Genomic DNA, 14,082 nt, shown 5'->3' on the forward strand with positions numbered 1-14,082 from the left:
TGGCCCGCCACCTCGTTGACCGTTACCGAGTGGCCCACGTGGTGCTGGTCAGCCGAACCGGCCATACCGGTGCCACCGGTGATCACCACGCTGCCCCCCGCCAGCCCGCCACCGCAGCCACTGAGCACCTCACCGGGACCCGACCCGACCGTCAGCGCGACCTTGCCGATGTGGCGAGCCTGACTGACATACCGATAGGCAGCCGAGGCGCAGCGAACGTCAAAGGTCTTCAGCGGCAACGGTTTCAAGGCGCCATCGGCCAACAGTGCCACGATCTCTGCCAGCATGGCCGCGGTGCGATCCGGACCGGCCTCCATCAGGTCGAACGCTTGATACGCCGCGCCCCGATATCGGTCGGCGACGACCCGCGGATCGCGCACATCGGTCTTGCCCATTTCGATGAATCGCCCGCCCGGTGCCAATAAACGCAACGACGCGTCGGTGAACTCGCCGGCCAGGGAATTGAGCACGACGTCGAACCCGGGTCGGTCGGTGGCCGCCATGAACTTCGCGAATTTAGCCTCGAATTCCGTCGTGCGCGAGTCGCCGATGTGATCGTCATCGAAACCCATGGCGCGCAGGGTGTCCCACTTACCACGGCTGGCGGTGACGAACACCTCGGCGCCCCAGTGCCGCGCGAGCTGCACCGCGGCCATGCCCACCCCCCCGGTGGCGGTGTGCACCAAAACCCGCTCGCCGGCGCGCAACCCGCCCAGCACGGACAGCCCGTACAGCGCGGTCAGGAAGACCACCGGCACGCCGGCGGCCGAGATCAGCGACAGTCCCGACGGCACCGGTGTCAGGACGCGCTGATCCACCACTGCCTCGGAACCGACGACGCCCAGCAAGCCCATCACGGCATCACCGACGGCCAGACCGGTTACGCCGGGCCCCACCTCGACGACCACGCCGGAGCCCTCGGCGCCCAGCCGGCCACCGCCCGGATACATCCCGAGGGCCACCAAGACGTCGCGGAAGTTCACCCCGACGGCGGCCACCGCCACCCGGACCTGGCCACCGGTCAATTCGGTCCGCGGACAGGGGCTTACGACAATGTCTTCCAGTGTTCCCTCGCCGCCGGCATCCAGGCGCCAGCCCGCCGAAGGCAGTCCGATCGCAGGGCGCACGGGCCGTAACCGCGCCGCATACGCCACACCCTGACGGACCACCACCTGCGGCTCGCCACAATCGATCACCGCGCCGGCGTCCACGGAGCCGTCCGAGTCGATCAGCACCATCCTGCCCGGGTGCTCGGCTTGCGCCGACCGCACCAGGCCCCACACCGCGGCGCCGGCCAGGTCCGAAACGTCTTCCCCGGCAAGGGCGACCGCACCCCGGGTCTGCACGGCCAGCAGCGCGCTGCTTTCGTCGCCCAGGCGAGATTGCAGCGTCGCCAATATCTCGGTGGCCGCGGCGTGCACCGCCTTGACCACGTCACCGCCATGATCGCCCAGCTCCCACACCGTCACCTCGGCGCCACCCGCGCCGCCGCCGCCCAACGCGATCGGCGACCACGTCACGTCGAGCAATCCCCCGGTGCGCTGTGCGGGAGCAGCGGCCGTCAACTGCTCGGCCGAGACTGGGCGCATGGCCAACGATCGCACCGTGAGCACCGGAAGTCCCGTCCCGTCGGCCAGTTCCACGGAGACCGAGCCGGCGCCGGCCGGCGCAATCCGGACCCGCGCCCGCGTCGCACCCGACGCGTGCAACGACACGCCCTGCCACGAGAACGGCAACACGGTCTGGGCTTGCTCGGCGGCGACAACGATCGCCTGCAACGCGGCATCCAGGAGCACAGGGTGTACTCCGAAGCCGCCGTCCTGGGCGCCGGCCTCGGGCACGCCGACCTCGGCGAAGATCTCGTCCCCGCGCTGCCACACGGCCCGCAGACCCTGGAAGGCGCCGCCGTATTGGTAGCCCCGCTGCGCCAGCCGCGCGTAGGCGCCGGTGATGTCCACCGCGGTCGCGCCGGCGGGCGGCCAGACCGACAAGTCGGCGGCCGCCGTGACGGTGCCGGGCCGCAACGCGCCCTCGGCATGCAGCATCCAATCCGAATCCGGCTGGGCGTCGGCGGAATACACCGACACCCGCCGCATGCCCGACTCGTCGGGTGCGCCGACCACCAGCTGTACACGTACGCCCTCGGCCCGGGACAACAGCAGCGGAGCCGACAAGGTCAACTCGTCGAGCACCCCACAACCGACCTCATCGCCCGCGCGGATGGCCAGTTCGACGAATCCGGCCCCTGGAAACAACACGGTCTCGCCCACCGCGTGATCGGCCAGCCACTGGTGGTCCGCCGTCGACAACCGGCCCGTCAGCACCACACCACCGGAATCGGGCCGTGGTACCACGGCACCGAGCAACCCGTGCCCGGCGGCGACCAGGCCCAGGGTGCCGACATCTTGCGACCCCGCCGACCCACCGGGAAGCCAAAAGTGTTGCCGGACAAACCCGTATGTCGGCAAGTCAACGGTCCGGCCACCCAGGCCGGCCATCGCGGCGCGCCAGTCTACGGTCACGCCCGCAACGTGGGCCTGCGCGACCGAGAGCCAGAAGCGGTCCAGGCCGCCGTCGTCGCGGCCGAGCGACGGGATGGCGCAGGCCCGCTCGCTGTCTGGCATGGTTTCTTCGATGGCCGCCATCAGTACGGGATGTGGGCTGGATTCGATGAACACCTGATAGCCCGCTTCGCACGCGCTGCGCACCGCCCGCTCGAATTGCACGGTGCGCCGGATGCTTTGGAACCAGTAGTCGGCGTTCAGTCCCGCAGTGTCCATCGGCTCGCCGGTGACCGTCGAGAAGAAGGCGACCGCGGAGGACCGCGGCTCGAGGCCGCGCAGCGCGTCGGCGAGCGGCTCGCGGATCGCGTCGACCTGTGCGGAATGCGATGCGTAGTCGACGTCGATCCGGCGGGCGCGGACGTTGTCGGCCTCGCTACGTTGTATCAGTTCGGCCAGCGCATCCACCTCGCCGGACACCACCACCGCCGCAACACCGTTGACGGTTGCAATGTTCAGTCGCTCGCCCCAGCCGGCGATCAGCCGCTCGACGCGCGGCAGACTGCACGCCAACGAGACCATGCCGCCCCGGCCCGACAGCCGCACGAGCAGCCGACTGCGCTGCGCGACGACCCGGGCGGCGTCTTCCAATGACAACGCCCCCGCCACGTAGGCCGCCGCGATTTCGCCCTGCGAATGGCCGATCACCGCATCGGGAACCACGCCGACCGAGCGCCACAGTTCGGCCAGCGACACCATCACCGCCCACAACGCCGGTTGCACCACGTCCACCCGGTCCAATCCCGGGGCGTCCGGTGCGCCGCGGATCACGTCGATCAGCGACCAGTCGACGTATTCGGCGAGCGCGTCAGCGCAGCGCTGTAGGTGCTCGGCGAACACCGTTGAACTGTCCAGTAATTGGGCGCCCATGCCGGCCCATTGCGAACCTTGGCCGGGGAACACCAACACGGTCTTGCCCACCGGCTGCGCCCGGCCCGTCACCAGGCCCGCACCCTGCTCACCGGCAGCCAATGCCGTCAGTCCACGCAGCAATTGCGCCCCGTCTGCGCCTACGACGACCGCCCGATGCTCGAAGCTCGACCGCGTCGCGACGAGCGACCAGCCCACGTCCAACACCCGCACCCCGGGATCGGCTTTCACGCGGGCCAGCAGCCGTGCCGCCTGGTTGGCCAGCGCCTCACTCGAGCGGGCCGAGAGCACCCACGGGACCACCACGTCATCGCCTGCCCGCGTGACGCTTTCGGGCTCCGGGACATACTGCTCCACGATGACGTGCGCATTGGTGCCGCTGATGCCGAAGGAGGAGACGCCCGCGCGACGCGGCCGGTCGACCGCCGGCCAGGGCCGCTGCTCGGTCAGCAGCGACACCGCCCCGGCCGTCCAATCCACGTGCGGCGTAGGCTCATTCACGTGCAGCGTCTTGGGCATCACCCCGTGCCGGATCGCCTGTACCATCTTGATCACCCCGCCGGCACCGGCGGCCGCCGAGGTATGGCCCATGTTCGATTTGATCGAGCCCAGCCACAGCGGCTGATCGGCCGGACGGTCCTGCCCGTAGGTCGCCAGAACCGCTTGGGCTTCAATGGGATCCCCGAGGGTGGTGCCGGTGCCGTGACCCTCGACCAGATCGACATCGGCCGCGCCCAGCCGCGCATTGGCCAGCGCCGCCCGGATCACCCGTTGCTGCGACGGCCCGTTGGGCGTCGCAAGGCCATTGGACGCGCCGTCCTGATTCACTGCGGACCCGCGCACCAGGGCCAGCACCGGATGCCCGTGTCGCCGGGCATCCGCTAGGCGCTCCAGCGCCAGCACACCGACACCTTCGGAAAACCCGGTGCCGTCGGCGGCACCCGCGTATGCCTTGCATCGACCGTCTGCGGCCAGGGCGCGTTGCCGGCTGAACTCGATGAACATGGCGGGTGTGGCCATCACCGTCACTCCACCGGCCAATGCCAGGTCGCACTCGCCGGAACGCAACGACTGCGCCGCCAGGTGCAGGGCCACCAACGACGACGAACAGGCCGTGTCCACCGAGACCGCCGGGCCCTCCAGCCCCAGCGAATAGGCCACCCGGCCCGAGGCCACGCTGAGCGTGGATCCGCGCAGACCATATCGCTCCAGGTGCCCGGGGACCCGACCCTGACCCCCGTAGGAGCCGTGGAATATCCCGGCGAACACACCGGTCGCCGAGCCGCGCAGGGTGACGGGGTCAATCCCGGCCCGCTCCAACGCCTCCCAGGACACCTCGAGCAACAGGCGCTGTTGCGGGTCCATGGCGAGCGCCTCGCTGGGGGCGATCCCGAAGAATGCGGCATCGAAATCGGCCATATCCGAGAGGAAACCACCGCAGCGCGCGTAGGACTTGCCTACGGCGTCGGGATCCGCGTCGAACAGACCGGCCAAGTTCCAACCTCGGTCGGTGGGAAACTCCGAGACCACATCCCGGCCGTCAACCACCATCTGCCACAACGCCTCTGGAGAATTCACCCCGCCGGGGTACCGGCAGCCCATGCCGACCACCGCTACCGGTTCGGTCGCTTTTTCCGCTAACAGGGCCAGGTACTGGCGGTTCTCGCGCTTGAGCCGTTCGGTTTCTTTCAGCGATTGGCGAAGAGCCTTGATCAGCTCTTCGTTGTTGCCGTTCATCGAAGGCGGCCTCTCGTGTCACTCACAGCGATACTTCGCGACGGGTCTGTCCCACAACAACAACGGTCCCATCGCCACAAACTCTCAAAGTCCAAAAAGCGACGCCTTGCGGTGGAAGTGCACGGGCGAAAAATCAATGCCAACGCAACAACACCAATTCGGAACAGAATCCCGGGCCCATCGCGAGCATCAGACCGGGGCTTTCGCTCGGCGGCGGCTTGGCCATGGTGTCGCGCAGCACGTGCAACACCGACGCCGACGAGAGGTTGCCGATCTCCCCGAGTGAACGCCAGGTGAGTTCGAGTGCCTCCGGCGGCAGGCCGAGCGCCGCGTTGATCGCCTCGATGACCTTGGGCCCGCCGGGGTGGCTCACGAAGGCCCCGATGTCGGCCGTGGTCAGGCCGTGTGCCCCCAGGAACTCGGTGACATCGGCTTCGATGTATTGCTCGACGACGGCCGCGACGTCCTTGGACAGCACCAGCTCGAAGCCGGTGGCGCCCACGTCGAAGCCCATGGTGCGCAGCGAATCGGGATACAGGTGGCTGCGCGAGTCAAGGATGGTTGGCCCGCTGGGGTCCAGTCGTTGGGCGCGCCGCTCGCCGACGGCCACCGCCGCCGCGGCCCCGTCGGCGAACAGCGCACTGCCGACCAGGCCGGCCAGCGACGGCGTGTATCCGGGATAGGTCAGCGAGCAGAGTTCGACGGAGATCAGGGCGGCCACGGCGTCCGGCGCACCGCGCAGGTAGTCGTTCACGCGGGCCACACCCGCGGCGCCGGCGACGCAGCCCAGGCCGAACAGCGGCACCCGGCGCACATCGTCGCGCAGGCCTAGCTGCGCGGCGATCCGGGCGTCCACGGAGGGCACGCTGAGGCCGGTGACGGTGGTGGTGATGAGCACGTCGACGTCCCGCGGCCGCAGTCCCGCCTCGTCGAGGGCCCCGGACAGCGCTTCGCAGCCCAGCTTCACCGCGTGCTCGGTGAAGATCCGGTTCGCCATGCCGAAGTCGGTCAGCGCGGGATACTGCTCCAGCGGCAGCACCAGGTGGCGGCCGCCGACCTTGGCGCTGGCGTGCAGCTGCCGGACGATGTCCTCGTAACCCTCGAACTCCGGGATGCTGACGAAAAAATCGGTGAGTTCACGCTGCGAGTAGCGGTGCGGTGGTAACGCACCGAAGACACCCGCGATGACGCTCATTGTTCTCCCACGCTTTTGGCAACGAGGACCCGCCCCGAAACGTTCAACCGGATCGCTCTGAGCCCGAAGTCTATTCTGCATGTCGCGGTTAGTCAGGGAAACCAAAGCCATCTCAAGCGTCGTCGCGCAGCTGGTTTTTGAGCCTATCAGCACTGGCCAGGACGGTTTCGATCTGCTCGGCGACGCGAACCGGCGCGGTGCCACCCCGCGCGTCGCGTGAGGCCACCGAGCCTTCGATCGTCAAAACCTCCCGTACCTGTGGCGTGAGATCGGGGCTGATGGCGGCCAATTCGTCGTCGGTCAGCTCGTCGAGTCCGACGGCCCGTTGCTCGGCGGCGCGCACCGCGGCGCCGGCGGCCTCGTGCGCGGACCGGAACGGCACCCCCTGGCGCACCAGCCATTCGGCGATATCGGTGGCCAGCGTGTAGCCGGCCGGGGCCAGGGCGGCCATCCGCTCGACATCGAAGGTCAGGCTGCGCAGGAGCCCGGCCATCGCCGGGAGCACCAACTCCAGCTGGGCAACCGAATCGAACACCGGTTCCTTGTCTTCCTGCAGGTCACGGTTGTAGGCGAGCGGCTGGGCCTTCAGCGTGGCCAGCAGGCCGGTCAGGTTGCCGATCAGCCGGCCGGACTTGCCCCTGGCCAGCTCGGCGATGTCGGGGTTCTTCTTCTGCGGCATGATCGAGCTGCCGGTCGACCACGAATCGTGCAGGGTGACGTAGCCGAATTCCGTCGAGCTCCACAGGATGATGTCCTCGGCCAGCCGGGACAAATCGACACCGATCATGGCGAAAACGAAGGCCGCCTCCGCGGCGAAATCCCGGGCGGCTGTCGCGTCGATGGAGTTGTCGGCCGCAGTGGTGAAACCGAGCTCCGCGGCAATCGCGTCGGGGTCCAGGCCCAGCGAGGAACCGGCCAGGGCGCCCGAGCCGTACGGGGACACCCCGGCCCGCCGGTCGAAGTCGACGATCCGGTCGACGTCGCGCAGCAACGGGTGGGCGTGCGCCAGCAGGTGGTGGGCGAGCAGCACCGGCTGTGCGGACTGCATATGCGTCTTGCCCGGCATGATTGCGCCGGGGTGGGCCCCGGCCTGTGCGGCCAGCGCGCCGACGACCTCCAGCGCCGCGGTGGCGACCCGGCGCACCGCGTCGCGCAGCCACATCCGGAACAGGGTGGCCACCTGGTCGTTGCGCGACCGGCCGGCCCGCAGCCGCCCGCCCAGGTCGGGTCCTACCCGGTCGATCAGCCCGCGCTCCAGCGCCCCGTGCACGTCCTCATCGGTGACCAGAGGCGCGAAGCTGCCGTCGGCGACGTCCTCGGCGAGCTGGTCGAGGCCCGCCAGCAGTCCGTCGCGCTGCTCTTCGTTCAGCAGCCCGGCCCGGAACAGGATCACGGTGTGGGCCCGCGAGGCGATGATGTCGTAGGGGGCCAGCACCCAGTCGAAGTGGGTGGACTTGCTCAGCGCGGCCAGCGCATCCGACGGGCCGTCGGCGAACCGCCCGCCCCACAGTGACCCCTCGCGCGTGCTCACGCTTCGGCCGGGCCCTTTGACGTCTGGTCCCGGCGGGACGCGATCTTCGAGGACAGCCCGTGTACGTAGACGAAACCCTTGGCCGCCGACTGATCGAAGCTGTCGCCTTCGTCGTAGGTGGCCAGATTGAAGTCGTAGAGTGACTCCGCGCTGCGCCGGCCGTTGACCGCAATGTGGCCCCCGTGCAACACCATTCGCACTTCACCCGACACGTGCTCCTGGGTCCTGGCGACGAAGCTCTCCAGAGCGTCCTTGAGCGGTGAATACCACAGCCCGTCGTAAACCAGCTCGGCCCAACGCTGATCGGTGTGCCGCTTGAACCGGCCCAGTTCCCGTTCCAGGGTGACGTGTTCGAGCTCGGTGTGCGCGGTGATGAGCACCATGGCGCCGGGCGCCTCGTAGATCTCGCGGCTCTTGATGCCCACCAGCCGGTCCTCGACCACGTCGAGCCGGCCCACGCCCTGGGCGCCCGCACGGGTGTTGAGTTCCTCGATGGCACCCAGCACCGACACGGGCTTGCCGTCGATCGCCACCGGCACGCCGCGTTCGAACCCGACGATCACCTCGTCCGGCGTGCTCCAGTTCAGCGTGGGGTCCTCGGTGTAGGCGTACACGTCCTTGGTGGGCGCGTTCCAAAGATGTTCCAGGAAACCCGTTTCCACCGCGCGGCCCCACACGTTCTGATCGATGGAGAACGGCGAGCGCTTGGTCACGTTGATCGGGATGGCGTTCTCTTCGGCGAACGCGATCGCCTTCTCCCGCGTCCACGCGTAATCACGAACCGGCGCCAGCACCTCGAGATCGGGTGCCAGCGAACCGAATCCGACCTCGAATCGGACCTGGTCGTTACCCTTGCCGGTGCAGCCGTGTGCGACGATGTTGCCGCCGTGCTCGCGCGCCGCCGCCACCAGGTGCTTGACGATCAGCGGCCGGCTGATCGCCGACACCAGCGGGTAGCGGTCCATGTAGAGCGCATTGGACAGGATCGTGGGCAGGCAGTAGTCGTCGGCGAATTCGTCTCGGGCATCGACGACGACGGCTTCCACCGCGCCGCAGTCCAGAGCCCGCTGGCGAATGACCTCCATGTCTTCGCCGCCCTGGCCGAGGTCGATCGCCACCGCTACGACCTCACGGCCGGTCTCCTTGCCGATCCAGCTGATGGCCACCGAGGTGTCCAGACCGCCGGAATACGCCAGGATGACGCGTTCTGACATGAACCAATCTCCTTAGGTTGAAACGCTCAAGTGAGTTTTTCCAGGGTGGTGGCCAGCTCGGCGCCGGTCATCGGCTCTCGAGCGGCCACGAAGACGGTGTCATCACCGGCGATGGTGCCGACGACGTACGGTAGCGCCGCGCGGTCGATCGCGCTGGCCAGATAGTCGGCGGCGCCGGGCGGCGTGCGCAGCACCGCGAGGTTGGCGCTGGAATCGGCCGACACCAGCAGTTCGCTCAGCAGCCGCGACAGCCTGGCGGTGCCGCCCGATACCCCCCGCACCGGGTTGCCGTCCTCGGGAACCATGTAGACCCCGACGCCGCCGTCGGCCCCGCGCAGCTTCACCGCACCCAGCTCTTCCAGGTCTCGCGACAGGGTCGCCTGGGTGACATCGATGCCGTCGTCTGCCAGCAGCGCGGCCAGTTCGCTCTGGCTGCGCACCTCGGCCGACGACAGGATGGCCACGATGCGCGCCTGCCGGCCGGCCCGGGTGGTTTCGGGTGTGGTCTTCGACCTAGTCATGAGCGCCGCTCCAGCAGCCACGCCAGTAGCGCTTTTTGCGCGTGCAACCGGTTTTCGGCCTCGTCCCAGACCACGCTGGCCGACCCGTCCATCACCTCGTCGGTGATCTCGTCGCCGCGGTGAGCCGGAAGGCAGTGCAACACAATGGCTTCCGGGTCGGCCAGGGACAGCAGGCGGGCGTTGATCTGATAGGGCCGAAACGGTGTGAGGCGGTCCAGCCCGTCGTCCTCCTGCCCCATCGAGGTCCAGGTGTCGGTGACCAGGACGTCGGCGCCGCGCGCGGCCGCCTGGGCGTCGGTGGTGACAATGACCGTGGCGCCGGTGGCTTCGGCGCGTCGTTGGGCCGCGGTCACGAACACCGGGTCGGGGGCGAAGCCGTCCGGGGCCGCGACGGTGACGTGAATGCCGGCCGTGACGCCACCGAGCATCAGCGAGTGGGCCATGTTGTTGGCCCCATCACCGAAATAGGTCATCCGCAAACCGGTTAGCGCACCCTTGTGCTCGGCGATGGTCTGCAGATCGGCAAGCACCTGGCAGGGATGGAATTCATCGGAGAGCGCGTTGACCACCGGCACCGTCGCGGTCGCGGCCATGGCCTCCAGGCGCTCCTGGCCGAACGTCCGCCAGACGATGGCCTCGACGTACCGCGACAGCACCCGTGCGGTGTCCGCCAGGGTTTCATCGCGGCCCAGCTGGGTGCTGCGGGCATCGACGACGACGGCGTGCCCGCCGAGTTGGGCGATGCCCATCTCGAACGAGAATCGGGTGCGGGTGGAATTCTTGTCGAACAGGACCGCGACCCCGCGCGGGCCGTCCAGCGGTCGGCTACCGAACGGATCCTTCTTCAGTTCGGCGGCAAGCTGCAGCACCTCGGCCTGCTCAGTGGGCGACAGGTCGTCGTCGCGGAGGAAGTGTCGAATCATGCTGCGGCTCCGGCAGATTCATCGAGGATTCCCGGCAGCGCGGCGATGAAGCCGTCGATTTGCGCATCGGTGATGATCAGCGGCGGCGCCAGCCGCAGGACGTCCGGCGCGGCGGCGTTGACGAGGAATCCGGCCCGTCGTGCGGCGTTTTCGGCGTCCTTGGCGCGCGGCGCGGTCAGCACCATGCCCTGCAGCAACCCGCGGCCGCGCACGTGATCGATCAGAGGATGGCACAAAGCCTCGATGTTGTGGCGCAACGACTTGCCCAGCACCTCGGCGTGCCGGACCAGGTTCTCGTCGGCCAGCACCCGCAGCACCGCGAGCGCCGCCGCCGCGCAGATCGGGTTGCCGCCGAAGGTGCTTCCGTGCAGGCCGGGGGTCATCAGGTCGGCCGCCGGGCCGATGGCCAGGCAGGCGCCGATGGGCAGGCCGCCGCCGAGCCCCTTGGCCAGCGTCACCACGTCCGGAGTGATGCCGTCATGCTGGTGGGCGAAAAACGTTCCGGTGCGGCCCATCCCGGTTTGCACCTCGTCGAGCACCAGCAGCGCACCGTGCCGCGCCGTGATGTCACGCGCTTCCACGAGGTAGCCCTCGGGCGGCACGACGACGCCGCTCTCCCCCATGATCGGCTCCAAAAACACGGCGGCGGTGGCGTCGTCGACCGCGGCGGCGAGGGCGTCCACGTCACCGTAGGGCACATGGGTGACGTCGCCGGGCAGCGGCGCGAACGGCGCCTGCTTGCTCGGCTGACCGGTCAGCGCCAGCGAACCCATGGTTCGCCCATGAAAGGCGTCTTGTGCGGCAACCAGTTTGGTGCGTCCGGTGAGCCGAGACAGCTTGAACGCCACCTCGTTGGCCTCGGTTCCGGAGTTGCAGAAGAACACCCGCGCCGGGGCCCCGGTGTCGTTGCCCGCACCCAGCAGGGCGACGAGCTCTTCGGCCAGGGCGAGACTCGGTTCGGTCGCGTACAGATTGGAGGTGTGGCCCAGCGTCGACATCTGCCGGGTGACCGCCTCGATGATCGCCGGGTGGCGGTGGCCCAGCACGTTGACCGCGATGCCGCCGAGCAGGTCGAGATAGGTATTCCCGTCCACATCGGTGACCAGGGCGCCCTCGCCGCTCGCCAAAGCCATCGGCGGGGTGCCGTAATTGTTCATCATCACGGCTTCCCACCGCTGCTTGATGGCGTCAGTGCGGGTCTCAGCCAATGGTGACGCTCCTCTTCATCGCTGCGCTCTGCATCGTCGCCGTCACGCGCTCACCACCTTGGTGCCGGTGCCGTCGTTGGTGAAAAGTTCCACCAGCACACAGTGTTCGACCCGCCCGTCGATGACGTGCGCGCTCGGCACACCCCCGGTCACCGCCCGCAGGCAGGCCTCGACTTTGGGAATCATGCCCGCCTCTAGCGTGGGTAGTAGTTGCGACAATGTGGCAGTGTCGATTTCGCTGACCAGCGATCCGCGGTCCGGCCAGCTCGTGTACAGGCCTTCGACATCGGTGAGCATCAACAGCTTCTCGGCGTGCAGCGCTTCGGCCAGGGCCGCCGCGGCGGTGTCGGCGTTGATGTTGTGCACCACGCCCTCGGCATCCGGGGCCAGCGTGGACACCACCGGAATACGCCGTGCGGCAATCAGATCCAGCACCGCTGCGGTGTTCACCCGTTCGACGTCTCCGACCAGGCCGATGTCGGTGGCCACGCCGTCCACGGTGACGCTGCGCCGCACGGCCGTGAACAGCTGGGCGTCTTCACCGGTGATGCCGACGGCATACGGTCCATGGGCGTTGATCAGGTTGACCAGTTCGCGGCCGACTTGGCCGAACAACACCATCCGCGCCACGTCGAGCACTTCCGGTGTGGTGACCCGGAATCCGCCCTTGAAGTCCCCGGGGATGCCGAGCCGGCGCAGCATCGTGCTGATCTGGGGGCCGCCGCCGTGCACCACCACGGGATGAATGCCGCAGTTGCGCAGGAAGGCCATGTCGGCGGCGAAGGCGTGCCGCAGTGTGTCGTCGGTCATGGCGTTGCCGCCGTACTTGATGACGACGATCTTTCCGTGTAGCTGCTTGAGCCAGGGCAGGGCTTCGGCCAGCACCTGCGCCTTGACCGCGGTGGTCAACGCTTCGGTGGCGGAGCTCATGAGCGCCGCTCCTTCTCATCACGTCGTCCTGCATCGTCACCGGCGCGGCTCATGAGCTGTAGGCCGAATTCTCTTCGACGTAGCCGTGCGACAGGTCGGTGGTCCGGATGGTGACCCGACCGTCACCGAGGCCCAGATCGACCGCGATGTCGATGTCGGCTCCCGACAGGTCCACCGCACGCGCACCCGGCGCCCCGGCACCGTCGGCGAAGACGGCAAAGCCATTGAATGACACCGTGATCCGTTCGGGGTCCAATGCGATGGGCGCCATGCCGACGGCGGCGAGCACCCGGCCCCAGTTGGGGTCCGAACCGAACACCGCCGTCTTGACCAGGGAGTCGCGGGCGATCGTCCGCGCGGCAACCAGAGCGTCGTCCTCGGAGGCTGCGCCCTGCACGGTGACGTTGACCCGCTTGGTGACGCCCTCAGCGTCGGCCTGCAACTGGGCGCACAGGTCGTCGCAGACCTGCTCCACGGCCTGGTCGAGGTCGGCTTGGCTGGGCGCGATTCCGCTGGCCCCCGAAGTGAGCAGCAGCACCGTGTCGTTGGTCGAGCAGGCGCCGTCGATGTCGAGCCGGTCGAAAGTGCGGGCGCTGGCGTGGCGCAGTGCGGAGTCCAGCGCCGCGGCGCCGACGGCGGCGTCGGTGGTGAGGACGCAGAGCATCGTTGCCAACGACGGCGCGAGCATGCCGGCGCCCTTGGCCATTGCGCCGACGGTCCAGTTGTCCGGATGGTGCAGCGCAACCTGTTTGGGCACGGTGTCGGTGGTCATGATCGCCTGCGCCGCCTCGACGCCCCCGGACAGGCCCCCGGCCATCTCCTGCACGATCGTGCGCACCCCGGCGAGCACCTTGTCCATCGGCAGCCGGTCACCGATCAACCCGGTCGAGCACACCGCGACCTCGATGGCGCCGGTCTCGGTTCCCCAGTCCGACAACGCGGCCGCGACGGCTTCCGCGGTGGCGTGCGTGTCCTGGAACCCGCCCGGTCCGGTGCAGGCGTTGGCGCCGCCGGAGTTGAGGATCACCGCGCGCAATGCGCCGGTGGTCAGCACCTGCTGGCTCCACAGCACCGGCGCGGCTTTGATCTTGTTGCGGGTGAACACCCCGGCCGCCGCGTAGTCGGGTCCTTCGTTGAAGATCAGGGCAAGGTCGCGATTGCCAGAGGCCTTGATCCCGGCGGCGATGCCGGCGGCCCGAAACCCGGCCGGCGCGGTGACGCCTTGTTCGCGCAGCAACCGCGTTTCGGCGGCGGCGTGTGTCATGGCGCCACTCCTTCGATCCCGGCTACGCCGGCACCATCGTCACCGGCGCGCGTCATGGCGCCACTCCTTCGATCCCGGCTACGCCGGCACCATCGTCACCGGCGCGCGTCATGGCGCCACCCCTTCGA

At 68.8% G+C, this 14,082-nt stretch carries 9 protein-coding genes; all 9 read right to left on the bottom strand.

Translation table 11 applies throughout. The annotated features are described in order from the left end of the window. Positions 1-5,168 (bottom strand): type I polyketide synthase (locus tag A5686_RS09450; RefSeq protein WP_067933440.1); only part of this gene is annotated, 5,168 nt, incomplete at its 3' end. A 133-nt stretch (positions 5,169-5,301) separates the two neighbouring features. Beyond that, the gene (locus tag A5686_RS09455) at positions 5,302-6,363 is read right to left on the bottom strand and encodes a type III polyketide synthase (RefSeq protein WP_067933441.1); all 1,062 of its coding nucleotides are present in this window, start codon (positions 6,361-6,363) and stop codon (positions 5,302-5,304) included. Between the two features lie 112 nt (positions 6,364-6,475). Then, positions 6,476-7,894 (bottom strand): argininosuccinate lyase, encoded by a 1,419-nt coding sequence (gene argH, locus A5686_RS09460; protein ID WP_067933443.1) that lies wholly within the window; start codon positions 7,892-7,894, stop codon positions 6,476-6,478. After that, positions 7,891-9,108, bottom strand: coding sequence for an argininosuccinate synthase (locus tag A5686_RS09465; RefSeq protein ID WP_067933445.1), 1,218 nt, complete (start codon positions 9,106-9,108; stop codon positions 7,891-7,893). The genes argH and A5686_RS09465 overlap by 4 nt, the downstream gene beginning before the upstream one ends. A 26-nt stretch (positions 9,109-9,134) precedes the next feature. Continuing rightward, entirely contained in the window at positions 9,135-9,629 is a 495-nt protein-coding gene (locus A5686_RS09470) for an arginine repressor (RefSeq protein WP_067933447.1), read from the bottom strand. Next, a complete protein-coding gene (argF, locus tag A5686_RS09475) occupies positions 9,626-10,552 on the bottom strand; it encodes an ornithine carbamoyltransferase (RefSeq protein WP_067933449.1) in 927 nt (308 codons plus the stop codon). Before argF ends, A5686_RS09470 begins: the two co-directional genes overlap by 4 nt. Further along, a complete protein-coding gene (locus A5686_RS09480) occupies positions 10,549-11,712 on the bottom strand; it encodes an acetylornithine transaminase (protein WP_067933531.1) in 1,164 nt (387 codons plus the stop codon). The genes argF and A5686_RS09480 overlap by 4 nt, the downstream gene beginning before the upstream one ends. Positions 11,713-11,802: 90 nt before the next feature. Next, on the bottom strand, positions 11,803-12,690 hold the full coding sequence (gene argB, locus A5686_RS09485; RefSeq protein WP_067933451.1) for an acetylglutamate kinase: 888 nt from the start codon (positions 12,688-12,690) through the stop codon (positions 11,803-11,805). 49 nt (positions 12,691-12,739) lie between these two features. Next, positions 12,740-13,954, bottom strand: coding sequence for a bifunctional glutamate N-acetyltransferase/amino-acid acetyltransferase ArgJ (argJ, locus tag A5686_RS09490; RefSeq protein WP_067933453.1), 1,215 nt, complete (start codon positions 13,952-13,954; stop codon positions 12,740-12,742). Positions 13,955-14,082: the final 128 nt, after the last annotated feature.

The sequence above is a fragment of the Mycobacterium sp. E2479 genome, from assembly GCF_001667925.1.
GTDB lineage: Bacteria > Actinomycetota > Actinomycetes > Mycobacteriales > Mycobacteriaceae > Mycobacterium.